The 22,597-nt window shown below is 63.6% G+C and carries 21 protein-coding genes; 13 read left to right on the forward strand and 8 right to left on the reverse strand.

Translation table 11 applies throughout. From position 1 onward, the window contains the following. Nucleotides 1–217: 217 nt before the first annotated feature. The 3 genes from ACF8FB_RS18030 to ACF8FB_RS18040 all read left to right on the forward strand — a co-directional run bounded on the left by ACF8FB_RS18030 (nt 218) and on the right by ACF8FB_RS18040 (nt 4,576). Entirely contained in the window at nt 218–1,405 is a 1,188-nt protein-coding gene (locus ACF8FB_RS18030; protein WP_392511632.1) for a porin, read from the forward strand. Nucleotides 1,406–1,545: 140 nt separating this feature from the next. Next, nucleotides 1,546–2,709 carry a nitric oxide-sensing protein NosP gene (gene nosP / locus ACF8FB_RS18035; RefSeq protein ID WP_010953582.1) on the forward strand — a complete coding sequence of 388 codons (1,164 nt, stop codon included), beginning with the start codon at nt 1,546–1,548 and terminating at the stop codon, nt 2,707–2,709. Continuing rightward, entirely contained in the window at nt 2,678–4,576 is a 1,899-nt protein-coding gene (locus ACF8FB_RS18040) for a NahK/ErcS family hybrid sensor histidine kinase/response regulator (RefSeq protein WP_392511633.1), read from the forward strand. The genes nosP and ACF8FB_RS18040 overlap by 32 nt, the downstream gene beginning before the upstream one ends. 45 nt (nt 4,577–4,621) lie before the next feature. On the opposite strand, the gene ACF8FB_RS18045 is transcribed toward ACF8FB_RS18040, so the two are convergent. The 6 genes from ACF8FB_RS18045 to ACF8FB_RS18070 form a co-directional block, all read right to left on the reverse strand. Beyond that, nucleotides 4,622–5,287 (reverse strand): response regulator transcription factor, encoded by a 666-nt coding sequence (locus tag ACF8FB_RS18045; protein WP_010953584.1) that lies wholly within the window; start codon nt 5,285–5,287, stop codon nt 4,622–4,624. 54 nt (nt 5,288–5,341) lie between these two features. Then, a complete protein-coding gene (locus ACF8FB_RS18050; RefSeq protein WP_010953585.1) occupies nt 5,342–5,902 on the reverse strand; it encodes a PQQ-dependent catabolism-associated CXXCW motif protein in 561 nt (186 codons plus the stop codon). Nucleotides 5,903–6,133: 231 nt separating this feature from the next. Next, on the reverse strand, nt 6,134–6,925 hold the full coding sequence (locus ACF8FB_RS18055) for an ABC transporter permease (protein WP_010953586.1): 792 nt from the start codon (nt 6,923–6,925) through the stop codon (nt 6,134–6,136). Continuing rightward, nucleotides 6,922–7,662, reverse strand: a complete 741-nt coding sequence (locus ACF8FB_RS18060; RefSeq protein ID WP_010953587.1) for an ABC transporter ATP-binding protein — start codon at nt 7,660–7,662, stop codon at nt 6,922–6,924. The genes ACF8FB_RS18055 and ACF8FB_RS18060 overlap by 4 nt, the downstream gene beginning before the upstream one ends. Further along, a complete protein-coding gene (locus ACF8FB_RS18065) occupies nt 7,659–8,648 on the reverse strand; it encodes a YVTN family beta-propeller repeat protein (protein ID WP_010953588.1) in 990 nt (329 codons plus the stop codon). The genes ACF8FB_RS18060 and ACF8FB_RS18065 overlap by 4 nt, the downstream gene beginning before the upstream one ends. A 30-nt stretch (nt 8,649–8,678) precedes the next feature. Continuing rightward, on the reverse strand, nt 8,679–9,872 hold the full coding sequence (locus ACF8FB_RS18070) for an ABC transporter substrate-binding protein (protein WP_350297706.1): 1,194 nt from the start codon (nt 9,870–9,872) through the stop codon (nt 8,679–8,681). Nucleotides 9,873–10,022: 150 nt separating this feature from the next. On the opposite strand from ACF8FB_RS18070, the gene ACF8FB_RS18075 reads away from it, so the two are divergent. Together ACF8FB_RS18075 and ACF8FB_RS18080 are read left to right on the forward strand one after the other, a co-directional pair. Then, nucleotides 10,023–11,297 (forward strand): histidine kinase, encoded by a 1,275-nt coding sequence (locus ACF8FB_RS18075; protein WP_010953590.1) that lies wholly within the window; start codon nt 10,023–10,025, stop codon nt 11,295–11,297. Beyond that, nucleotides 11,297–11,935 (forward strand): response regulator, encoded by a 639-nt coding sequence (locus ACF8FB_RS18080; RefSeq protein ID WP_010953591.1) that lies wholly within the window; start codon nt 11,297–11,299, stop codon nt 11,933–11,935. Before ACF8FB_RS18075 ends, ACF8FB_RS18080 begins: the two co-directional genes overlap by 1 nt. A gap of 381 nt (nt 11,936–12,316) precedes the next feature. On the opposite strand, the gene ACF8FB_RS18085 is transcribed toward ACF8FB_RS18080, so the two are convergent. Together ACF8FB_RS18085 and exaA are read right to left on the reverse strand one after the other, a co-directional pair. Further along, nucleotides 12,317–12,976, reverse strand: coding sequence for a pentapeptide repeat-containing protein (locus tag ACF8FB_RS18085; RefSeq protein WP_392511634.1), 660 nt, complete (start codon nt 12,974–12,976; stop codon nt 12,317–12,319). Nucleotides 12,977–13,042: 66 nt separating this feature from the next. After that, a complete protein-coding gene (gene exaA, locus ACF8FB_RS18090; RefSeq protein WP_010953593.1) occupies nt 13,043–14,938 on the reverse strand; it encodes a quinoprotein ethanol dehydrogenase in 1,896 nt (631 codons plus the stop codon). A 254-nt stretch (nt 14,939–15,192) separates the two neighbouring features. Here exaA and pedF point away from each other — a divergent pair, with 254 nt between their 5' ends. From pedF to pqqD, 8 genes are all read left to right on the forward strand, one after another. Beyond that, nucleotides 15,193–15,654: a cytochrome c-550 PedF gene (gene pedF, locus ACF8FB_RS18095; RefSeq protein ID WP_010953594.1), complete on the forward strand. Its 462-nt coding sequence runs from the start codon at nt 15,193–15,195 to the stop codon at nt 15,652–15,654. A 5-nt stretch (nt 15,655–15,659) separates the two neighbouring features. After that, nucleotides 15,660–16,535 carry an ABC transporter substrate-binding protein gene (locus ACF8FB_RS18100; protein WP_049586273.1) on the forward strand — a complete coding sequence of 292 codons (876 nt, stop codon included), beginning with the start codon at nt 15,660–15,662 and terminating at the stop codon, nt 16,533–16,535. Nucleotides 16,536–16,543: 8 nt separating this feature from the next. After that, a complete protein-coding gene (locus tag ACF8FB_RS18105) occupies nt 16,544–17,305 on the forward strand; it encodes a quinoprotein dehydrogenase-associated SoxYZ-like carrier (protein ID WP_019436701.1) in 762 nt (253 codons plus the stop codon). A 38-nt stretch (nt 17,306–17,343) separates the two neighbouring features. Further along, on the forward strand, nt 17,344–18,267 hold the full coding sequence (locus tag ACF8FB_RS18110; protein WP_392509664.1) for a quinoprotein relay system zinc metallohydrolase 1: 924 nt from the start codon (nt 17,344–17,346) through the stop codon (nt 18,265–18,267). Between the two features lie 171 nt (nt 18,268–18,438). Further along, a complete protein-coding gene (gene pedH / locus ACF8FB_RS18115; protein ID WP_010953598.1) occupies nt 18,439–20,226 on the forward strand; it encodes a PQQ-dependent alcohol dehydrogenase PedH in 1,788 nt (595 codons plus the stop codon). Between the two features lie 162 nt (nt 20,227–20,388). Next, entirely contained in the window at nt 20,389–21,909 is a 1,521-nt protein-coding gene (locus ACF8FB_RS18120; RefSeq protein ID WP_003254088.1) for an aldehyde dehydrogenase family protein, read from the forward strand. A gap of 230 nt (nt 21,910–22,139) precedes the next feature. Continuing rightward, a complete protein-coding gene (gene pqqA / locus ACF8FB_RS18125; RefSeq protein WP_003243383.1) occupies nt 22,140–22,211 on the forward strand; it encodes a pyrroloquinoline quinone precursor peptide PqqA in 72 nt (23 codons plus the stop codon). A 51-nt stretch (nt 22,212–22,262) separates the two neighbouring features. Continuing rightward, nucleotides 22,263–22,535 carry a pyrroloquinoline quinone biosynthesis peptide chaperone PqqD gene (gene pqqD, locus ACF8FB_RS18130; protein ID WP_014591381.1) on the forward strand — a complete coding sequence of 91 codons (273 nt, stop codon included), beginning with the start codon at nt 22,263–22,265 and terminating at the stop codon, nt 22,533–22,535. Nucleotides 22,536–22,597: the final 62 nt, after the last annotated feature.

Consider the following 22,597-nt stretch of genomic DNA (forward strand, 5'->3'; position numbering starts at 1 on the left):
GGCGGCCCCGGTTCATTCAATCGTATGGATACCCGCCTGCCACTCCTGCCTAAGCCATAAGTCTCGAACCCAGACTCAAGCAGGTACCGGGACCAAATCACCGGGCCACACCCTCCCGCCCCAAAGCACTCGCCACCCCACGCCAAAGCAGCGTTTCTGGCAATTTGCCCACTTCTGATAATCGCCTCCGACATCCCGTCCCCGTTTGGAGCGCGCCATGCACAACAACAATAAGCACCTGCCGCCTCGTTTTCTCGCAGCCGCCATCGCCAGCTTTTCTGCGCTTGGCCTGTGCAGCGTCGCCGAAGCCGAGATCATGCTGTACGACAAGGACCAGACGACGTTTTCCACCGATGGCTATATCAACGCCTTCTACGTCAACAGCAAGGTCGATCGCGAGGGCGAGCAGTTTGACCGCCGCCAGTCGCGGGTGAAGATGGGCTTCTTGCCCAACTACCTCGGCTTCAACATGGGCAAGCAGGTGGATGACCTGAAGCTCGGCGCGCGTGCCTCGTTCTGGGTAACCATCAACGACAGTGAAACCAACGGCACCGACACCGCCATCGACGTGCGCCAGTTTTACGGCACGGTGGCCAACCCCGAGTGGGGCGAGGTGCTGATCGGCAAGGACTTCGGGCTGTTCGCCCGTTCCAACATCCTGCTCGACGAACTGCTGGCCGGTTATGGCCAGGTCAGCGACACCCTGGGGCTGGTGGACGGCGGCGGGGTGTCGTTCGGCAACATTGGCAGCGGTTACCCATACCCGTTCCCTACCTCACAGATCACCTACCGTACGCCCGTGATGGAGGGCCTGCGGGTGGCGGTGGGCATCATGGACCCGGTGGACACCAACGACAGCAGCCCGACCGGAAAGGCCTACCAGGAAAACCCACGCACCGAGAGCGAGATCACCTACCAGTTCGACCTGGGTGGGGCGCAGATCTACAGCTGGGTCAACGGCAGTTACCAGACCTCGGACAATACTGACTCCACGGTAGAAACGATCACTTCCAAGGGGGTGGGTTACGGGGTGCAGGCAAAGATGGGCGGCTGGTCGCTGACCGGCTCGGGGTTCCAGGCCAAGGGCATCAACCCGTTCTTCACCAACAATGCCGGCGAACCGGTTTTGCGCAATGTCGACAGTGATGGCTACCTGCTGCAGGGCTCGTACAAGTTCGGCAAGAACCGCGTGGCGCTGTCCTATGGCAAGACCAAGGACGATGGCAACGGTGCGGTTGGCAGCGGCGCGGACTACGAGACCCGGGGTGTGGCGCTGTTCCATGACATCAACGACAACCTGAAACTGGTGGCCGAGTACAACCAGTTTTCCATCGACGGGCATGACACCAGTGCGCAGAACGAAGACACCGATACCTTTGCGGTGGGCGCGGTGTTGACCTGGTAAGCGGCCGGGGCCGCTAGGCGGCCCCGAATGACACGGTCTTTTACGCCCATGGAACCGCCCACCCGCTACCCAAGTAGCATTCGTCACCCACCACCACCTCCTTAAACTGATCACTCAGCCACCCCGTGCCGGAGACCACGATGCAGCAGGCTCATAACGACGGTGTGGTCAGTGCCATGTCTCAGGCTACCGACGCACGGCTGGCCGCTCAGGACCTGGCGCGGCAGTTGCTGCACCCGCACCTGGGTTTCGTGTTGTTCTTCTGCTCCGCCGAATACGACTTGCAGGCTTTGGGCGAAGCATTGGAACAGGACTTTGGCGGCATACGCCTGGTCGGCTGCACCAGCGCCGGTGAAATCACCCCGCTGGGCTACGGCCGCAATTGCGTGACGGCGGTCGGCTTCGATCACCGGCACTTTTCGATCGCCACCGCGTTGATCGATGAAATGGAGCGCTTCAGCCTGATCGACGCGCAGCAGATGGTCGAGCGGCTGGTCGGCACCTGCCGCAGCAATACCCTGGCGCCAATCAAGGGCCACAGCTTTGCACTCACGCTGCTCGATGGCTTGTCCAGCCGCGAGGAGATGGTGCTTGCCGCACTCAGCGCAGCACTGGGGGATATCCCGCACTTCGGCGGCTCGGCCGGTGACGACAATTACCTGAACCGCACCCATGTGTATTACGGCGGTGCATTCCACAACGGCGCAGCCGTGGTGGTGCTGGTCAACACCTGGCTCGACTTCGAAGTGTTCACCACGCATCACATCCTGCCGCGCCAGGAAAAGCTGGTGGTAACCGGTGCCGACAGCGCCCAGCGCCGGGTTTTCGAACTGAATGCCGAGCCGGCGGCCGAGGAATATGCCCGCCACATCGGTGTGCCCGTGGCTGCGCTCGATCACCGGGTGTTCGCCGCCCACCCGCTGGCCGTGCGCATTCATGATCAGTACTACGTGCGGGCGATCCAGCAAATGCATCCTGACCTCAGCTTGAGCTTCTACTGCGCGGTGGAGAACGGCATCGTGCTCACGGCCATGACCCCGGGCCCGCTGCTGCCGAACCTGCACCAGCTGTTCGATGGCCTGCACCAGCGTCTCGGACCGCTGCTGCTGACCATCGGTTGTGATTGTTTCCTGCGGCGGCTGGAACTGGAGGCCCACCGCGGCCTGGAGCCGGTCGGCGCGTTCCTGCGCGAGCAACGGGTGATTGGCTTCAACACCTACGGAGAACAGTTCAATGGCATGCACATCAACCAGACCTTCACCGGGGTCGCCATTGCCCGCAACCGGCCTCCTGTCGGTCGCTGAACTGCAGGCCGAGCTGACCCGGCTGCAGCATCAGAACCACAAGCTGCAGCGTATCAATGACGCACTGATCGAGCGCATCGAGTCGGGCGTGACCCGGGGCAACGACCCATACGCCGCGTTCCAGCATTCAGTGGTGCTGGCCGAGCAGGTACGCGAACGCACCGATGCGTTGAACCAGGCCATGGCCGAGCTCAAGGCCGTCAACCGCCTGCTCAGCGAGGCCCGGCAGCGGGCCGAGACGGCCCACCAGCACCAGATTCGCCTGATTACCGACAACGTCCCGGCACTGATCGCTTACCTGAACGCCGATCTGGTCTACGAATTCACCAACAAGGTTTACGAAGAGTGGTATTGCTGGCCGCATGGCGTGATGCTGGGCCAGAGCCTGCGCGAGGCCCACAGCGAGCAGCACTACCAGCGCCTGGAAGGCTATGTGGCGCGGGCACTGGCGGGGGAGAGCGTGACGTTCGAGTTCGCCGAGACCAATATCAACGGCCAGGAACGCTACATGCTGCGTTCCTACGTACCGAACCGCCTGGCCAGTGGCGAAGTGGTGGGTATCTTCGTGCTGATCCGCGACATCACCGAGCGCCGCAACACCGCACAGGCGTTGCACCAGGCGTATCAGCACCTGGAGCAACGGGTGCGCGAGCGCACTGCCGAACTGACCAGCCTCAACGACCAGTTGCTGCGCGAAATCGAAGAGCGCAGCCAGGCCGAGTCGCGTCTGCGCGAGGCCAAGCGCGAGGCCGAGCAGGCCAACCTGTCGAAAACCAAGTTCCTGGCTGCGGTCAGCCATGACCTGCTGCAACCGCTGAACGCGGCGCGGCTGTTCACCAGTGCGTTGCTCGAGCGCGATGAGCCGCAAAATGCTGCCCACCTGGTGCGAAATGTCAGCAATTCGTTGGAGGATGTGGAAAACCTGTTGGGTACCCTGGTGGATATTTCCAAACTCGATGCCGGGGTGATCAAGGCAGATGTCGCCCCGTTTGCCCTCCACGAACTGATGGACAACCTGGCTGCCGAATACGTCCAGGTGGCGCGTAGCGAAGGGTTAGAGCTGCATTTTGTGGGGTGTTCTGCCGTCGTGCGCAGTGACATCCAGCTGCTGGCACGCATCCTGCGCAACCTGCTCAGCAATGCTATCCGCTACACCCCCAGCGGGCGCGTGGTGCTGGGGTGTCGGCGCCTGCGCGGTGGCGTGCGGATTGAAGTTTGGGACAGCGGCATCGGCATTGCCGAAGAACACCTGGAAGACATGTTCCTGGAGTTCAAGCGGGGTGATGTGCAGCGCCCGGACCAGGACCGTGGCCTGGGCCTGGGCCTGGCAATCGTGGAGAAGATCGCCGGCATCCTCGGCCACCGGATCCGCGTGCGTTCATGGCTGGGCAAAGGCTCGGTGTTCGCTGTCGAGGTGCCGCTGAGCACCACTGCTCCCAAAGCCCAGCCGAGCCAGGTTATCTGCGAGCCGATGCTCGAACGCTTGCGCGGGGCGAGGGTGTGGGTGCTGGATAACGATGCGGCGATTTGCGCGGGCATGCGCACTTTGCTGGAAGGTTGGGGCTGCCGTGTGGTGACTGCGCTGTCGGAGGAAGACCTGGCGCGTCAGGTGGACAACTACCACGCTGACGCCGACCTGCTGATTGCCGACTACCACCTGGACAATGACTGCAACGGTGTCGACGCCGTAGCGCGGATCAATGCCCGCCGCGCCCAGCCGCTACCGGCGCTGATGATCACGGCCAACTACAGCAACGATCTCAAGCAGCAGATCCGCGAACTGGGTCACACGCTGATGCACAAGCCCGTAAGACCGATGAAACTCAAGACGGCGATGAGCCATCTGCTGGCCAGTGGCTTGGCATAGCGGTTGGCCGCTTCGCGGGTTGATCCGCGAAGCGGCCGGAACAGCTCAACGGCGCAGATAATCAGCAAAATCGATATCGCCAGCACTGAGGATGGCTTGTACCCGGTTGTGCACATTGAGTTTGCGCAAGATCGCCGAAACGTGGGCCTTGACGGTGGTTTCGGCGATGTCCAGCGTGTAGGCGATCTGTTTGTTCGATTCGCCTTTGGTCATGCGCTCGAGCACCAGCAGTTGCTTGCGGGTCAGGGCCTGGAGCATTTCCGGCGGGAAGCTCGGGGCATCGTTATGGCGCCGGCTGGTACTGCTTTTTTGCGCGCGGATGATGTCTGGCGGCAGGTAGACATTGCCATTGAGGATCTGCTCGATCGCTTCGATCATCTGTGAGCGTGGCGACGACTTGGTGATGAAGCCCACGGCACCGTAGGTAATGGCCTGCAGCACGATCTGCTTTTCCTGCTCGGCCGAAACGATGACCACCGGCGTGGTTGGCGCCTCGTTGCGCAGGGTGATCAGGCCATTGAGGCCGTGCATGCCGGGCATGTTCAGGTCGAGCAGGATCAGGTCGAGGTCGTCATGGGTCTGGGTCAGGGCCAGGGCGCTTTCAAGGTCGGCGGTCTCCATGACCTCGCTGCCCTGGAAACCATCGCTGATGACATTGTGGATGGCTTCGCGAAACAGGGGGTGATCGTCGGCAATCAGAATTTTGTACATGGCCTTTTCACCTTGTTTTTATTGGATGGAGCGGGGCACGCATACGCAGGCATTTCAGGGGAACGGCACCGGTTGTGCCGGCTGCAATGGCAGGTTGGCTTGCTGCCAGGCATCCAGGCCGTCGCGGTACCAGTACAGGTTGTTATAGCCCAAGGCTTTCGCGCGTTTTACCGCGTTCCAGCTTAACCAGCAATCGGAGCGGCAGTAAAAGACCAGTGGTTGGTCCAGGTGCCCGGCCGTGGCTTTTTGCAGGTTACGCACGAAGTAGTCCTGCCATGCCGGGCTCAGTTCGCCGTCGCCGGTGTTGGCCAGCCACAGGCTGCCAGGGAGGTTGCTATGCGGCTGGTCTTCTATGAAGCGACCTTGCAGCCATTGACGGCGATAGACGTCGATCAGCACCGGCCGGGGCGTCTGGCCCAGCAGGCTTTGCAAAGTGGCGGTGTCGACGACCTGGCCGCCTTCGACCTGTTGCGGGGTCGGGCTGCGATAGTGCGTGGTGCGATAGCCGTCGGCGGAGAACAGCGGCGCCGTGTCAGCCTGGGCGATACCTAGCGTCAGGCTCAGCGAAAGTACCGCCAGCAAAGGGCGTGGCAGCCGGGGCAGGGCACGTGGCATGGGGGGGGTCCTTTTTGTTATGGACTCATTACATGCCAGTGGCGGTGCTTTGTGAATGCGACGATAGACAGTAAATGCAGTACTAAAGTAGTAGATGGCCGGGCGCCTGAAGGCAGGGAGACGCCCTAGGGAGCAACTGTCTTGCTCAATTTCTGAAAGCTGGCGCGATCCCTGTGGGAGCGGCCTTGCGTCGCGAAAGGGCCGCTCCCACACGCGTTACACGCCAGGTTTTCAGCGCGGCTTGCGCAGCGCTGCATGCTGGGGGTTGAAGGTGAGGATCGCCAGCAGGGTGAACAATGCGGTCAAGCCCAGGCACACCGCCAGCGCCAGCAGGTTCAGCCGCTCATAAAGTGCAAACCGCACCAGCTCTACGGCATGGGTGAACGGGTTCACAGCACACAGCCAGTACAACCACTGGCTGGCCTCGCGCATTTTCCACAACGGGTACAGCGCCGACGACAGGAAGAACAGCGGGAAGATCACGAAGTTCATCACCCCGGCGAAGTTCTCCAGCTGGCGGATGGCGTTCGACAGCAATAGCCCCAGGGCACTGAGCATGAAGGCCACCAGTAGCAATGCCGGCAGCGCCATCAGCAAGCCCGCTGCCGGTGGTTGTACCCCGTATAACCAGGCGATGGCGAGGAAGGCATAGACTTGCAGCAGGGAAATCAATGAAGTTGCCAGCAGTTTGCTGCCCAGCAGGAACGGGCGTGGCAGCGGGCTGGTCAGCAACACGCGCATGCTGCCCATCTCGCGGTCGTAGACCATCGACAGCGAGCCCTGCATGCCGTTGAACAGCAGAATCATGCAGGCCAGGCCGGGGATGATGTACACCTCGTAGGGGATGTAGGTGTCGTAGGGCTCGATGATGGCAATGCCCAGCGCTGCGCGAAACCCGGCAGCGAACACCAGCAACCACAGCAGCGGGCGCACCAGCGCGCTGAGCAGGCGTGTACGCTGCAGCACGAAGCGCAGCCATTCGCGCAGCATGATGCCGTTGAAACATTGCCAGTAAGCGTTCATCGGGCGTTGGCTCCTGAGGGGGCGTTGGTCAGGCGGGCAAAGGCGTGATCGAGGTCACCGCCGTGCTCAAGGCTCAGCGCATCGGCGGTGCCACTGGCCACCAGGCGCCCCTGATGCAGAATCAACAGGTCATCGCTGGGCTGCACTTCGTCCAGCAGGTGAGTGGCCCACAACACACTGAGCTGCTGCTCGCGGCACAACCGGCGCAGGTGCTGGTTAAGCGCCAGGCGGCTGGCCGGGTCGAGGCCGACGCTGGCTTCGTCCAGTAGCAGCAGGCGCGGTTCATGCAGCAGCGCGCGGGCAATTTCCACCCGCCGCCGATGGCCGATGTTCAGCTCACGCACACGATCGCGCCGGCGTTCGCCAAGGCCTTGGCGGGCCAGTTCGGCCTCGACCCGCAGGTGGCTCTGACGCCGCGACAGGCCATGCAAGGCGGCGTGGTAGCGCAGGTTCTGTTCAACGCTCAGGTCCAGGTCCAGGGTGCTTTGCTGAAACACCACACCCAGCTGGCGCAAGGCCGGACGTGCAGCGTTGCGTAGCGAGCAGCCGCACACGCGGATGTCGCCACGCTGCAGGTCGTACAGGCGCGTGAGCAGGGCGATCAAGGTCGACTTGCCGGCACCATTGGGGCCCAGCAATGCGGCGAAGCGCCCGGGTGCCAGGCTGAAACCGACCTGCCGGAGTGCCTCGCGCTGGCCATAGGCAAAGCTCACGTCACTGACGTCGAGGGCGTTCATGGTGTCACCACCACGCCCCAGGGGTAGCGCCCGACCTTCACCGACTTGAGCACTTTGAGCTGCTTCGCATCGATGACCGAAACGTCACCGCTGACACCGTTGGTGGCCAGCAACTGGCTCTGATCCGGGGTGAATGCCAGCTGCCAGACCCGCCGCCCGACCAGCAAGTAGTCGAGCACATCAAAGGTCTTGGCATCGATCACTGCCACGTGGTTGGCCGGGCCCAAGGCGACGAAGGCGTACTTGCCATCGGCGCTGAGCTTGATGCCCACTGGCTGGACTTTGTCCGGGTGCACACCCTTGATCTGGAAGTTCAGGGTTTTCAGCACCTGGCGCGTGGTCACGTCGAGTATGGTCACCGTGCCGCCGATTTCTGCCGAGGCCCACAGGCGCGAACCGTCTTTGCTGAACTCGACGAAGCGCGGGCGCTGGTCGACCAGCGTGCTGTCGGCCAGGGTCTGGGTGCTGGTGTCGATCCAGTGCAGCATGTTGGTGGTTTCGCTGGTGTTGACCGCCCACTTGCCGTCGGGGCTGACCGCCATGCCTTCGGGTTCGATGCCGACTTCGATCTGCCCGAGCACCTTGTCGGTGACGGTGTCGATCACCGTCACCAGCGCATCGTCCTCGTTTGATACATACAGCCAGCGGTCGTTGGGGTGCAGGGCGAACTGCTCGGGGTCCTTGCCGGAAGGCAACTCCTTGATGATCTTGCGGGTGGCCACGTCCATCACCTGCACCCGGTCCGAATCGCTGGCGCAGATGTACAGCAGCTTGCTGTCGTGTGACAGCAGCAAGCCACGCGGGCGCTGGCCCACCGGCAGGGTTTCGGTGACTTCCAGCGTTTGCAGGTCGATCAGGCTGAGGCTGTTGTCCTTCTCGTTGGAGACCCAGGCGGTGGCAGCCATGGTGTGACTGCTGGCCAGCGCCAGGGCGCCCGACAGCAGGCTGGGGTAAAGCAGGGCCCGGTGGAAGAGGGGGCGGCGCATGGCGGATTCCTTATTGTTGTGGTTGTCGGGTCAGGGGTAGCTACACGTCACTTCGGGCTTGTCATAGCCCAGGCTGTCCATTTCGTTGAAGGGATGCAGGAAGCCCTCCTGCGGCGAGGTGCTGACCAGGGCGCGGGGCTGAACCAACGGGATCGGCTGGCGCAGTTCGCCGTTCCACGGGCGGTAACTGAGCTTGCGCCCCTTGAAACCGTCCAGCGGCAATTGCTCGCTGAGCAGCAGTTGCTGCAGCGCGCGAGGTTCGGCCAGGCGCAGCTTGCTGGCCGCACTGGCGACACTGCGCACAGCCATCCAGGCGGCGAAGTCACGGTCATTCATCCAGCGCCCGGCCTGGGCCTCGAAGCGTTTTTGCAACTGCGCCGCCCCGAAGGTTTCCACCGTCTTGTGCCAGCCCGTGGGGGTCAGGCCCTGGGTACCGGCCACCGGACGTGGATACCACGTCTGGTAGGGCAGGTACTCGCCGAAGTCACCGCGTTCGTCGGCCACCAGTACCACGTCGTACTCGGCAGTCTGGGTGAACAGCGGCATGTCGGCCTGGGCGCTGCGGCGCTGGTCGTTGTCGAAGGTCCAGGTTTTTTCCGCGACCAGTTGCACGCCAAAGCGCTTCACCGACCGCCGCAGGGCAGCGGCGTACGCCTGATCGTCCGGGGTCTGGCCGACCACCAGCAATGCCCGTTGCCATTTGCGCAGCACCAGGAACTGCGCCAAGGCGTCGGCCAGCATGGCCCGGCTCGGCAGGCTATGCAGGACATTGCCCAGGCACTGGCTGCTGCGCAGGCTGTCGTCGGGGCTGCCGGCGTTGAACAACAAGCTGTCGGGCAGGGCGGCAGAAAGCGCACGCAGGCTGGCAGCCGGGGCATTCACCACGAACACGCGCAGGCCTTGATCATGCTGGGCCCTGGCGGCTTGCAGCAGGGCCTCGGGACTGTCGACATTGGCGCTGGTCAGCTGAAACTGCTGCTTCAGAAAGCGCCCGGTGCTATTGCTGTCGACAATGGCCAGTTCGGCACCTTGGAGCCCGGCATCGCCAGGTTCGGGGATGATGTTGGACAGCAGCGGGCCAGCGGCGGGGCGATAGCCCAGGTAGCCGATGCGTATGTGCAGCGGGGCTGCGGCCTGGCCCTGAACGGCGGGCGCCAGGGGCGTAGCCAGCGTTGCGGCCAAGGCCAGCAGGCAGGTCAAGGCAAGGTGGGCAGGCTGGCGCATAACACACTCCACGGCAGATGGCGCCAGCATAGGAAGCCCGCCGGGAGGGGGAAATATGCAGAAAGTAGCGCTCGGCCGGTACCAAGGTAGTAATTCAGTGCGGGGGCCGTGGTTTTACGATGGTCCACAACGGCCTGAGGAGAACCGCTTGTGCGCCTTGTCAACTTGTCGGCCCTGTGGCGAGTCAACCTCTGGGTCACGTTATGCTTCGCCTTGGTGACGCTGGCTTGTGCCGGGGTGCTGTTGCACCAGGCGGTGGCCGACGTCGAGCGTGAGTTGCAGTCCGCCGAAGCCGTGGTGGCATACCTGGGCGACACCGCCGAACGTGACCCGGCAAACCTGCAGCCCGGCTTGACCAAGAGCCTGCGCCATGTGCGGGTGCACTGGCTGGCAGCGGGTGAGGTGCCAAGGCTGCCGCAAGAGGCCGGTATCGATGCCTGGCTCGGCCGCCAGTTGTTCGGCGAGCGCTACCACAGCAGCCGGCTGCTGGACTTGAGTGATGGCCGTCGCGTGTTGATTGCCGTGGATGCGCGGGATGAAATCGATGAAGTCTGGGACTCCCTGCAACAACTGCTTGGCGTGTGTGGCCTGGCGTTGTTGCTGAGCTTGTGGACCATCCGCTGGGCGGTACGGCGGGCCATGGGCCTGCTGGATGAGCTGCTGGGGGCCTTGCACCAGGTCTCAGGCGGGCAATTGACGGCACGCCTGCGCGAGGCCGGCCTGCCGGAAGCGCGCCAGTTGGCCAAACACTTCAACCGCATGGCTGCAACCCTGGAGCAGGCTCAGGCCGACAATGCCCAGCTGACCCAGGCGCTGCTGGCAGTGCAGGAGCAGGAGCGTACACAGCTGGCGCAGACCCTGCACGATGATCTTGGGCAATACCTGGCAGGCATGCGTGCCCAGCTATGCCTGCTGCGTATGGTGGCCGAACAGCCGGAAATGGTGACGCAGACGGTGCAGGCCCTTGAACTCAACTGCGAGCGCCTGCAGCAAGGTTTTCGCGCGCTGGTGCACAACTTGTATCCGGTGGCGCTGCACTACATGCCGCTGGCCGAGGCCTTCGGGCTGTTGGTGAGCCAGTGGCAGGCCAGCCAGGGCATCGAATGCCGGCTGCGGGTTGGCGAGCACTTGCCGGCGCTGCCTGGGCCGAGCAGAACGCATTTGTACCGCTTGCTGCAGGAGGCGTTGACCAACGTCGCCCGGCATGCCGGTGCCAGCCAGGTGCGGGTGCGCCTGCAGCGCAGTCCCAAGGGCTTGCGCCTGTTCATTCGCGACAATGGCTGCGGCGCCCACCAGCCCCAGCGCCCAGGGGTAGGCCTGCACTCGATGGCCGAGCGCGCCCGCAGCCTTGGGGGGGAGTTACGCATTTTCAGCCGCCCTGGAGGCGGCTGGGCGCTGGCCCTTAACATTCCCCAGGAGGTGTGATGAATATCGTGTTGGTCGATGACCACGCCGTGGTCCGCCAGGGCTACGCCAGCTTGCTGCGGGCGGTGCTGCCATTGGTGCAGGTGCGTGAGGCCGCCAGTGGTGAAGAGGCGCTGGTCAGGGTACAGGAGCAGGTGCCCAACCTGGTGATCATGGACTTTGGCCTGCCCGGTATCAGTGGCCTGGAAACCACCCGGCGCCTGCGCCAGCGCCTGCCGCAATTGCGGGTGCTGTTTTTCAGCATGCACGACGAGCTGCCGCTGGTGCGCCAGGCGTTGGATGCGGGGGCTTCGGGCTACCTGACCAAGAACTCGGCGCCCGAGGTGCTGATCGAGGCGGTGCAGCGGGTATTGGCCGGGCATGCCTACATCGAGCAGCCCCTGGCCACCCAGCTGGCTTGCCTGTCACAGCAAAGCACCAGTGACCCCCGGTTGCAGCGCATGACCCAGCGCGAACTGGAGATATTCACGATGCTGGCCAAGGGAACCCCGGCGCGGGTGATTGCCGAGCAGTTGTGTATCAGTGCCAAGACCGTGTCCAACCACCTGACCTTGCTCAAGAGCAAGTTGCAGGTCAGCTCGCATGCCGAGCTGGTGCATCTGGGGATTGATCTGGGGGTGGTGCGGGTGGCGGGGTGAGGTAAGCGCCTGGCTTTGCAGATTCAGCGCCTGGGAGATCGAGCGCCTGGCTTTGCAGATTCAGCGCCTAGGAGATCGAGCGCCGCCCGCGCGGCGCATCGCGAGCAAGCTCGCTCCTACATTTGTTTCGGACCAGTATCGTCTGTGCCAGCGCGCGCGACCGCCTTGTTCGTCCGCCGCAATGTCGAGCCATGCACCCAGGCGCTCGCGCGCAAATCCCACAGGAATAACTGGCCCGAAACAAATGTAGGAGCGAGCTTGCTCGCGATGCGCCGCGCGGGCGGCGCTCGATCTCCTAGGCGCTGAATCTGCAAAGCCGGGCGCTCGATCTCCCAGGCGCTCAATCTCCCAGGCGCTGAACCTACCCGGCGAACCCTTCGCTCATTTGTCCCAGGTTTCAGGGCACCCCTTGCACCCCTCCATGTTGGCCTCCTGAAAATTCCCGTAATGCTGCCGTGCCCCGCGTAAATCGGCGTGTGCCAGGTTGCTCTGGCCAAACTTGGCCTCCTGCAGGTTGGCATCCCCCAGGTTGGCCTCTTGCAGGTCAGCCTTGCTCAACCAGGCCATCTCCAGGTCCGCCGCCTGCAAGTTGGCCTGCTGCAGCTTTGCCCCGGACAGCCTGGCGAACTGCAGATAGGCTGCGCGCAGGTCCGCCTTTTCAAACTGTGCGCCTTGGGCGAACAAGCCCCAGCCTTGAATGGCCACCAGCCTGCTGTTGCTCAGGTCAGCCAGGCGCAGATTGCTCTGTTGCAGGCTGGCGCGGGTCAGGTTGGCTCCTTGCAGGCGGGTTTTTTCCAGATTTGCGAGGTCCAGCTGGGCATGACGCAGGTCGGCATCGCGCAGGTCGGCACCGGCCAGGTTCATCTTGCGCAGGTCCTGGTTGGCCAGGTTGGCGCCGCGCAGGTTGGCCCCCGGGCACTGGCTGGCTTCGGCAATCACGCAGCCGTTGATGGTCAAGGGGGTATCGGTGCCGGCGTCGTCGGCGTTCACTGCCAGGGCAGGGGATAGCGCCAGCAGCAAGGTCAAGGGCAGGTAATTCATGGCAAAAGCCTCTGGACGGGAGAAGGGCAGAAACGGGGAGTGGCGCAGGCCGCTCCCCGCTGCAGGTCAACGTTGTGCAGTCTTGTTGTCCCAGCTCGGGATCTTGAACACCCAGAACGAACCACCCTGAGCCACCGGTTTGGTCAGCTCGGCCATGTCGCCGCCCCACAGCGGTACTGCACCGCCGTACCCCACGGTCACGCCGATGTACTGCTCGCCGTCCTGCTCCCAGGTGATGGGCGGCGAGACGATGCCGCTGCCGGTCTGGAACTTCCACAGCTCTTTGCCCGTCTTGGCGTCGAAGGCCTTGAAGAAGCCGTCGCCCGTGCCGGTGAACACCAGGTTGCCCTTGGTCGCCAACACCCCGGCCCATAACGGCAGGTGCTCCTTGTGTTCCCAGACCAGCTTGCCGGTGGTTGGGTCCATGGCGCGCAACGTGCCGACGTGGTCGTCGTACATGCGCTTGATACGGAAGCCCATGCCCAGATAAGCCGAGCCCTTCTTGTAGTTCACTTCCTCGGTCCAGTATTCCTCTTTCCACTGGTTGCCGGGGATGTAGAACAGCCCGGTGTCCTGGCTGTAGGCCATGGGGTTCCAGTTCTTGCCGCCCAGGAACGGTGGCGAGACTTCCACCGGCTTGCCCTTGGTTTCACCCGGCAGCGGCTTGGCCGGGCGTTGGCCGGGGTTTTCCACCGGGCGGCCGGTCTTCAGGTCGATATGGCTGGCCCAGGTGATGTTGTCGACGAAGGGGAAGGCGTTCTGCAGCTTGCCGTTGTTGCGGTCGACCACATAGAAGAAGCCGTTGCGGTCGGCGTGGGCGGTGGCCTTGACCACGTTGCCGTTCTTGTCCTTGTAGTCGAACAGCACCAGCTCGTTGTTGCCGGAGAAGTCCCAGGCATCGTTGGGGGTGTGCTGGTAGAACCACTTGACCTCGCCGGTACTCGGGTCGACGCCGACCTGGCCGGAGGTGTACAGGCTGTCGAAGTCATGCGGGTTGCCGTCCTTCGACGTGCGCGCCCAGGTATTCCAAGGGCCGGGGTTGCCAGCGCCGACAATGATGGTGTTGGTTTCGGGGTCGAAGCTCGCGCTTTGCCAAGGGGCACCGCCGCCGTGGCTCCAGGCTTCGACCTTGCCGGTTTCGGTGGTAGGGTCGTCTGGCCAGGACGGCGCCTTGACGTCACCGGTCGGGGTGCTGTCCTTGCCGTTCAGGCGGCCCATGTGGCCCTCCACGAAGGGCCGCATCCACACTTCTTCACCGGTGTCCGGGTCGCGCGCGAACAGCTGGCCGACCACGCCGAATTCATCGCCGGAGCTGCCGTGGATCAACAGCACCTTGCCGCTGGTCTTGTCCTTGATCAGCACTGGCGCACCGGTCATGGTGTAGCCGGCGCTGTGGTCGCCGAACTTCTTGTTCCACACCACTTTGCCGGTGCGCTTGTCGAGGGCGATGACACGCGCATCGAGGGTGCCAAAGTAGATCTTGTCGCCGTAGATCGCCGCCCCGCGGTTGACCACGTCGCAGCAGGGACGAATGTTGTCGGGCAGGCGGTGGTTGTAGGTCCACAGGCGTTTGCCGGTCTTGGCATCGAGGGCGAATACCCGTGAGTACGAGCCGGTGACGTAGACCACGCCATCGCTGACGATGGCCTGGGATTCCTGGCCGCGCTGCTTCTCGTCGCCGAAGGAGTAGGACCAGGCCGGGGTCAGCTTGAACACGTTCTTGTCATTGACCTGGGCCAGCGGGCTCCAGCGCTGGGCATTGGTGCCCATGCCGTACTGCAGCACGTCCTGGGTGGTCAGGTGGTCATTGGCGATGTCTTCCCAGGTGACGTTCTTGCCGGCAGGTGCAGCGGGTGTGCTGGCCGCTGTTGCCACATTGCCCAGGGCCAGGCTACCGGCCATCAGCAGGACGCGCACGCTCAGGGCCAGCGGGGAAAGGGCGGGTAGCGATCTTATTGTCATGGTTGCAGTTCCCAGTGGAGGTTTTGGCCTGCACAGGGTGGGGCGCAGCGGCCATCGCGGGATACGGAAAAAGTCCCGCCCTTGCCGGGAATAATTCCCGCGCGGCACCTCAATTGGCCCTTCGCCACAAGCCCTACTACCAAGGGATTAAGGCCCGGCCACCAAAGCAGCATTCGGCCGCCCGCGGGCTGTTCCTAAGATGGCGGCACGGCCTCTGTGGTTGAGGCTTTGTGTGCAATGGTGAGGGCATAACAATGACAACAAAATGCAATGTGTTGCTTGCTGCTGGGTTGCTGGCCGCAGCCGTGCTGACCGGTACAGCCTGGGCCCATGGCAACGTGGTGCCCCAGGCAGTGGAGACCAAGGGCCTGACCCCGATCAAGGACACTGGCGTGAGCCTGGACGGCGACGGCTGGGCCGCGGTCAACCCGTACCGCAGCTCGCCCGAGCACGACAAGGCCGTGGAAATCGGCGCCTCGGCCTACAACCAGAACTGCGCTGCCTGTCATGGCCTGGAGGCCAAGTCCGGTGGTATCGCGCCTGACTTGCGCATGCTCGATGCGGGTGATGCCGGCGATGAATGGTTCGTCGAGCGGGTACGCCACGGCGCGGTTCGCGACGGCCGCGTGTACATGCCGAAGATGGCCGACTACCTCAGCCAGGAAGCCCTGTGGGCGGTGCGCACCTACCTGGACAGCGTGCACGTCGAGGAGTGACGGCCATGCGTCTGTGGGCGGTGCTGTTGAGTGGCCTGCTGCTGTGGTGCGCGGCGGCCCAGGCGCAGGTGCGCAACTATGACGCGATCATCGCTGCCGGCGAGCTCAAGGTGGCGGTGTACAAGGATTTCGCCCCCTACAGTTTTCAGGACCACGGCCAGCCGCGTGGTGTCGATGTGGAGCTGGCGCAGGCCCTGGCCACGGCCTTGGGGGTACGCCTGCAACTGATCTGGGCGCCACCCGGAGAAAAGCTCGACGATGATCTGCGCGACTACATCTGGCGTGGCAGCCCGCTGCGTCATCAGCAATTGGCCGACCTGATGATGCGGGTGCCTTACGATCGCGCCTACGCGCAGCGGCGCAACGAGCTGGGGGAGCTGGAAAACGCCCAGGTGGTGATGTTCGGCCCCTATCAGCAGGAGCGTTGGCAGGTGGCCTACGATCGCCGTCGACTGGCCTCGGTGGCCAGTGTCGCGGTATTCCAGCAGCATCCTATCGGGGTCGAGGTGGACAGCGTGCCGTCGTTCTACCTGACATCGGTGTTCAACGGCATGCTCAGCGCCAGGACCCACCATTACCCCGGCGTGCAGCAGGCTTTCGCTGCCATGCAGGCCGGCCAGGTGGACGCAGTGATGGCGATGCGCGGCGAGGTTGACTGGCAGCTGCACCAGGCCGCCGACCCACAACTGGCCTTGGCAGAGAACGCCTACCCGAACCTCGGCAAACAGGCCTGGGAAATCGGCATGGCCGTGCATGAAAGCAACCGGCAGCTGGCCTATGCAGTTGAGGAGGCCATGGAAGCGATGATTCGCGATGGCCGGCTCAAGGCGATGTATGCCGCGTACGGCCTGCGTTACGAGGTCCCGGAGATGTATCAATAGGAGTGGCCATGAACTGGCGAGCAACTTTCCTGCTGGCCTGCTGGATGCCCTGGGCCGCCCAGGCTGCGACACAAGGCACCCACACAGACCCGGTGCCTTCCGTGATGTGGGACTTCTACCACAAGCAGTTGCTGGGGCAGGCGGCGTTCGTGTTCGATGACCGTGTGAAGCTTCTGGCGCCGCCCTTTGCCGAGGATGCACGGCAGGTACCGCTGGAGATCGACGCCCGGGCGTTCACGGGCGATGTGGTGCGGATTATCGCCTGGGCAGAGCTGAACCCTCTGCCGCGCATCGTCGACTTTCAGCCCGGTGAGCGCGTGTTGCCCTGGTTGTCGATCCGCATCCGCATCGAACAGGCCACACCGCTGCGCGCCGCTGTACTGACGCGCGATGGCCTGTGGCACGTCGGTTCGACCCTGATCGATGCGGCCGGCGGCGGTTGTACCGCACCCAGCGTGGTGCGCACCCAGCCCGGCTGGGAGGAGCACCTCGGGGAGGTGCTGGGCGGGCGCTACCCGCGTGGCGACAGCAGCCGCCTGCGCCTGCAGGTGGCCCACCCCATGGATAACGGCCTGGTCAGCGGCATTCCTGAGTTCTTTCTCAACCATGCCGAGTTGCAAGGCGCAGATGGCCAGCGCCTGGCCAGCCTGGAGCTGTACCCGGCGGTCAGCGAAAACCCCAACCTGGGCTTTGACATTCAGGGCCCCGGGCCAACACGGCTGCTGTTGCGGGACAACAGCGGCAACCAGTTCGAGGCGGCGCTGCCCTGAGCGCGTTGTCTGATTTCACCCTGACCCGAGGCACCGTCATGCGTTGGATCCTGCTGTTGCTGCTGTGCCTGGGGCTGCCGGCCCAGGCTGATCTGGCGTACCGGCTCACACCCCGGCAGATCGCCGAGGGCACCTGGTTGCTGGAAGGCAGCACCGACAATTTCGCCAAGGCCAATGGCGGCAATGTGGTCAACACCGCGTTCATCGTCACCGACAGCGGTGTGGTGGTGATCGACAGCGGGCCGTCGAAGGGCTATGGCGAGGCATTGCGCAAGGCAATTGCCACCCTCACCGACAAGCCGGTAGTGGAAGTGCTGTTGACCCATCATCATCCGGACCATGTGCTGGGCAACCAGGCCTTTGCCGATGTGCCGATCGGTGCCCTGGCCGGCACCCGCGACCTGCTGCGCCAGCAAGGCGATGCCATGGCCGAGAACATGTATCGCCTGGTCGGCGACTGGATGCGCGGTACCGAGGTGGTGCTGCCGACCCGGGTGCTGCAGCCGGGCGTGCATGAGGTGGGTGGGCACCGCCTGAGGTTGCTGGGGCTGGGCGGGCATACGGGTGCCGACCTGGCGATTTTCGATGAAAAGACCGGGGTGCTGTTCGCCGGCGACCTGGTGTTCTACCAACGCGCCCTGACCACGCCCAACAGCCCGGGGCTGCACGTGTGGCTCAAGGACCTGGATACCCTGCAGGCACTGCCCTGGAAACAGCTTGTACCCGGGCATGGCCCGTTGGCCAGTGATGCGCAGCCGTTCGTGCAGATGCGTGACTACCTGGGCTGGCTCGATGGCCTGATGCGCGATGGCGCGGCGCGCGGCGACGACATGGCCGAGATGATCCGCAGCCCCATTCCCGAACGGTTTGCCGGGATAAGCCTGACGCGTTATGAGCTTATCCGCAGTGTCAGCCACCTGTACCCGCGTTACGAGCGCCAGCAGTTACAGCGCTTGCCCTGACATTTACGGTGCCTGTGAGCCCCCGCGCCGCCCACCCATCGCTCAGGCCCCTACCAAGGAACTAGAAAACTCCGCACTGCGAGCAATTGTTGGCAATCGGGTCGGGACCAAGAATTCCCGACACACCGGGAAATTTTCCCGGGCACAACAAAAAAACCAAAGGTAGCCGTCATGACCCGATCCCCACGTCGCCCCTTGTTCGCCGTGAGCCTGGTGCTCAGCGCCATGCTGCTTGCCGGCGCGGCTCACGCCGCTGTCAGCAATGAAGAAATCCTCCAGGACCCGAAGAACCCGCAGCAGATCGTGACCAATGGCCTGGGCGTGCAGGGCCAGCGCTACAGCCCGCTGGACCTGCTCAATGTCAATAACGTCAAGGAGCTGCGCCCGGTCTGGGCGTTCTCCTTCGGCGGGGAGAAGCAGCGCGGCCAGCAGGCCCAGCCGCTGATCAAGGACGGGGTGATGTACCTGACCGGCTCCTACTCGCGGGTGTTCGCCGTGGATGCCCGCACCGGCAAGAAACTGTGGCAATACGATGCACGTCTGCCGGATGACATCCGCCCTTGCTGCGACGTGATCAACCGCGGCGTCGCACTGTACGGCAACCTGGTGTTCTTCGGCACGCTGGACGCCAAGCTGGTGGCCCTGAACAAGGACACCGGCAAGGTTGTCTGGAGCAAGAAGGTTGCCGACCACAAAGAAGGCTACTCCATCAGCGCCGCGCCGATGATCGTCAATGGCAAGCTGATCACAGGCGTTGCCGGCGGCGAGTTCGGCGTGGTGGGCAAGATCCAGGCCTACAACCCGGAAAACGGCGAGTTGCTGTGGATGCGCCCCACCGTGGAAGGGCACATGGGCTATGTGTACAAGGATGGCAAGGCGATCGAGAACGGTATTTCCGGCGGTGAGGCGGGCAAGACCTGGCCTGGCGACCTGTGGAAGACCGGCGGCGCCGCGCCGTGGCTGGGGGGTTACTACGACCCTGAAACCAACCTGATCCTGTTTGGTACCGGTAACCCGGCGCCGTGGAACTCGCACCTGCGCCCCGGTGACAACCTGTACTCCTCCTCACGCCTGGCACTGAACCCGGACGACGGCACCATCAAGTGGCACTTCCAGAGCACGCCGCATGACGGCTGGGACTTCGACGGCGTCAACGAGCTGATCTCGTTCAACTACAAGGACGGCGGCAAGGAGGTCAAGGCTGCCGCCACGGCCGACCGCAACGGTTTCTTCTACGTGCTCGACCGCACCAACGGCAAGTTCATCCGCGGCTTCCCCTTCGTGGACAAGATCACCTGGGCCACTGGCCTGGACAAGGACGGCCGGCCGATCTACAACGACGCCAGCCGCCCGGGCGCACCCGGCAGCGAGGCCAAGGGCAGCTCGGTGTTCGTCGCGCCGGCCTTCCTCGGCGCCAAGAACTGGATGCCGATGGCCTACAACAAGGACACAGGGCTGTTCTACGTGCCGTCCAACGAGTGGGGCATGGACATCTGGAACGAAGGCATCGCCTATAAGAAAGGTGCAGCGTTCCTCGGTGCCGGCTTCACCATCAAGCCGCTCAATGAAGACTACATCGGCGTGCTGCGCGCCATCGACCCGGTCAGCGGCAAGGAAGTGTGGCGCCACAAGAACTATGCGCCGCTGTGGGGCGGTGTGCTGACCACCAAGGGCAACCTGGTGTTCACGGGCACGCCAGAGGGCTTCCTGCAGGCATTCAACGCCAAGACCGGCGACAAGGTCTGGGAATTCCAGACCGGCTCGGGCGTGCTCGGCTCGCCCGTCACCTGGGAAATGGACGGCGAGCAATACGTTTCGGTGGTCTCCGGCTGGGGCGGCGCGGTGCCGCTGTGGGGCGGCGAAGTGGCCAAACGGGTCAAGGACTTCAACCAGGGCGGCATGCTCTGGACCTTCAAGTTGCCCAAGCAGTTGCAGCAAACGGCAAGCGTCAAGCCATAACGCCTGCCTACTGCCGCTTGCTGCCGCTGATCGGTGGCAAGCGGCCCTACTACCAAATGATGAGAGCCCCGCTGCCAACGATGCATTCGCCCGGCACGCGGGGCTTCTTACCATCGGTGCATCGCCTGTCGTGGGACAGGCACCGACCCGCAGAGGCTCAGCATGATCTACGCACAACCCGGAACTCCAGGCGCCGTCGTATCCTTCAAACCCCGTTATGGCAACTTCATCGGTGGCGAGTTCGTGCAGCCGTTGGCTGGCCAGTACTTCACCAACAGCTCGCCGGTCAATGGCCAGCCGATTGCCGAATTCCCGCGCTCCACGGCCCAGGACGTCGAGCGCGCCCTGGACGCCGCGCATGCCGCCGCCGAAGCCTGGGGCAAGACCTCGGTGCAAGACCGTGCGCGGGTACTGCTGAAAATTGCCGACCGCATCGAACAGAACCTGGAAGTGCTGGCGGTTACCGAAAGCTGGGACAACGGCAAGGCCATACGCGAAACCTTGAATGCCGACGTGCCGCTGGCAGCGGACCACTTCCGCTATTTTGCCGGTTGCATCCGCGCCCAGGAGGGTGGCGTAGGCGAGATCAACGAAGGCACCGTGGCTTATCACATTCACGAGCCGCTGGGTGTGGTGGGGCAGATCATCCCGTGGAACTTCCCGCTGCTGATGGCCGCCTGGAAGCTCGCCCCGGCCTTGGCCGCTGGCAACTGCGTGGTGCTCAAGCCCGCGGAGCAGACGCCGCTGTCGATTACCGTCTTTGCCGAACTGATCGCCGACCTGTTGCCGGCAGGCGTACTGAACATCGTCCAGGGCTTTGGCCGTGAGGCCGGTGAGGCGCTGGCCACCAGCAAGCGCATTGCCAAGATCGCGTTCACCGGGTCCACCCCGGTGGGCTCGCACATCATGAAGTGCGCAGCCGAGAACATCATCCCGTCCACCGTCGAACTGGGTGGCAAGTCGCCGAACATTTTCTTCGAAGACATCATGCAGGCCGAGCCGGCGTTCATCGAGAAGGCTGCCGAAGGCCTGGTGCTGGCGTTCTTCAACCAGGGCGAGGTGTGCACCTGCCCGTCACGGGCGCTGATCCAGGAGTCGATCTACGAACCGTTCATGGCCGAGGTGATGAAGAAGATCGCCAAGATCACCCGCGGCAACCCGCTGGATACCGAAACCATGGTGGGTGCTCAGGCGTCCGAGCAACAGTACGACAAGATCCTTTCGTACCTGGAGATTGCCCGGGAGGAGGGCGCGCAGCTGCTCACCGGCGGTGGTGCCGAGCGGCTGCAGGGTGACCTGGCCAGCGGTTACTACATTCAGCCAACCCTGCTCAAGGGCAACAACAAGATGCGCGTGTTCCAGGAAGAAATCTTCGGGCCAGTGGTGGGCGTGACCACCTTCAAGGACGAAGCCGAAGCGCTGGCGATCGCCAACGACAGTGAATTCGGCCTGGGCGCCGGCCTGTGGACCCGCGACATCAACCGCGCTTACCGCATGGGCCGCGGGATCAAGGCCGGGCGAGTGTGGACCAACTGCTACCACCTGTACCCGGCGCATGCGGCGTTCGGGGGGTACAAGAAGTCCGGTGTTGGCCGTGAGACCCACAAGATGATGCTTGACCATTATCAGCAGACCAAGAACCTGCTGGTGAGCTACGACATCAATCCGCTGGGCTTCTTCTAGACCGCGTCGCGGCCTTCGCGGGCTTGCCCGCTCCCACAGGTTCACCGCTGGTTCCAGAACCGGTGAAGAACCTGTGGGGGCGGGCGAGCCCGCAAAAGGGCCGGCACATGCATGGCCTACCCGTACCAACGCACCCCGCAAGCTCGTTCCAAAGTAGCATTCGGTCCAGTCCGCCCCCGTGCATTAATGCTTCTACCGGAATCCTCCGGCACAAGAAGAGGACTTGCCCTATGTGGACTAAACCCGCCTATACCGACCTGCGCATTGGCTTCGAAGTGACGATGTATTTCGCCAACCGTTGATGACGGCCCGGCCATCGCCACGGTGGCCGGATCCTCCTGGAGTATGCGCCTGTGAACCTGATTGATCGCCAGCAGGCCCTTGCCTTGGGGCGAGGCTTGCGCCTGGACTGGGAGCCACGGAAGGCTTGCCACGTGCTGTTGTACGCCGGGGGCATCATCGAGCTCAATGCCAGTGCCGGCTGGGTCTTGGAGCTGCTGGACGGCCACAGTACCGTGGCAACGGTCATCGACCGCCTGGCACAACGCTTCCCCGATGTACCGGGGCTCGAAGAGGACGTACTGGCGTTTCTGGAGGTGGCCCGCGCCAAATCCTGGATAGAATGACCGGTAGCCCCGCTTTGGTCTGGTTGCTTTCGTGGTGGGATGCTTTACGCTGGCGGTTATCT

It is taken from the genome of Pseudomonas sp. yb_2, from assembly GCF_043103905.1.
In the GTDB taxonomy this organism is placed as follows: domain Bacteria; phylum Pseudomonadota; class Gammaproteobacteria; order Pseudomonadales; family Pseudomonadaceae; genus Aquipseudomonas; species Aquipseudomonas alloputida.

What these genes read in the sequence shown, in the direction of transcription:
- exaA (WP_010953593.1), bottom strand. Translation starts at nt 14,938, where the DNA reads ATGACAATAAGATCGCTACCCGCCCTTTCCCCGCTGGCCCTGAGCGTG.
- ACF8FB_RS18120 (WP_003254088.1), top strand. Translation starts at nt 20,389, where the DNA reads ATGATCTACGCACAACCCGGAACTCCAGGCGCCGTCGTATCCTTCAAA.
- ACF8FB_RS18045 (WP_010953584.1), bottom strand. Translation starts at nt 5,287, where the DNA reads ATGTACAAAATTCTGATTGCCGACGATCACCCCCTGTTTCGCGAAGCC.
- ACF8FB_RS18070 (WP_350297706.1), bottom strand. Translation starts at nt 9,872, where the DNA reads ATGCGCCAGCCTGCCCACCTTGCCTTGACCTGCCTGCTGGCCTTGGCC.
- pedH (WP_010953598.1), top strand. Translation starts at nt 18,439, where the DNA reads ATGACCCGATCCCCACGTCGCCCCTTGTTCGCCGTGAGCCTGGTGCTC.
- ACF8FB_RS18105 (WP_019436701.1), top strand. Translation starts at nt 16,544, where the DNA reads ATGAACTGGCGAGCAACTTTCCTGCTGGCCTGCTGGATGCCCTGGGCC.
- ACF8FB_RS18085 (WP_392511634.1), bottom strand. Translation starts at nt 12,976, where the DNA reads ATGAATTACCTGCCCTTGACCTTGCTGCTGGCGCTATCCCCTGCCCTG.
- ACF8FB_RS18055 (WP_010953586.1), bottom strand. Translation starts at nt 6,925, where the DNA reads ATGAACGCTTACTGGCAATGTTTCAACGGCATCATGCTGCGCGAATGG.
- ACF8FB_RS18060 (WP_010953587.1), bottom strand. Translation starts at nt 7,662, where the DNA reads ATGAACGCCCTCGACGTCAGTGACGTGAGCTTTGCCTATGGCCAGCGC.
- pedF (WP_010953594.1), top strand. Translation starts at nt 15,193, where the DNA reads ATGACAACAAAATGCAATGTGTTGCTTGCTGCTGGGTTGCTGGCCGCA.
- nosP (WP_010953582.1), top strand. Translation starts at nt 1,546, where the DNA reads ATGCAGCAGGCTCATAACGACGGTGTGGTCAGTGCCATGTCTCAGGCT.
- ACF8FB_RS18030 (WP_392511632.1), top strand. Translation starts at nt 218, where the DNA reads ATGCACAACAACAATAAGCACCTGCCGCCTCGTTTTCTCGCAGCCGCC.
- ACF8FB_RS18110 (WP_392509664.1), top strand. Translation starts at nt 17,344, where the DNA reads ATGCGTTGGATCCTGCTGTTGCTGCTGTGCCTGGGGCTGCCGGCCCAG.
- ACF8FB_RS18050 (WP_010953585.1), bottom strand. Translation starts at nt 5,902, where the DNA reads ATGCCACGTGCCCTGCCCCGGCTGCCACGCCCTTTGCTGGCGGTACTT.
- ACF8FB_RS18065 (WP_010953588.1), bottom strand. Translation starts at nt 8,648, where the DNA reads ATGCGCCGCCCCCTCTTCCACCGGGCCCTGCTTTACCCCAGCCTGCTG.
- ACF8FB_RS18100 (WP_049586273.1), top strand. Translation starts at nt 15,660, where the DNA reads ATGCGTCTGTGGGCGGTGCTGTTGAGTGGCCTGCTGCTGTGGTGCGCG.
- ACF8FB_RS18080 (WP_010953591.1), top strand. Translation starts at nt 11,297, where the DNA reads ATGAATATCGTGTTGGTCGATGACCACGCCGTGGTCCGCCAGGGCTAC.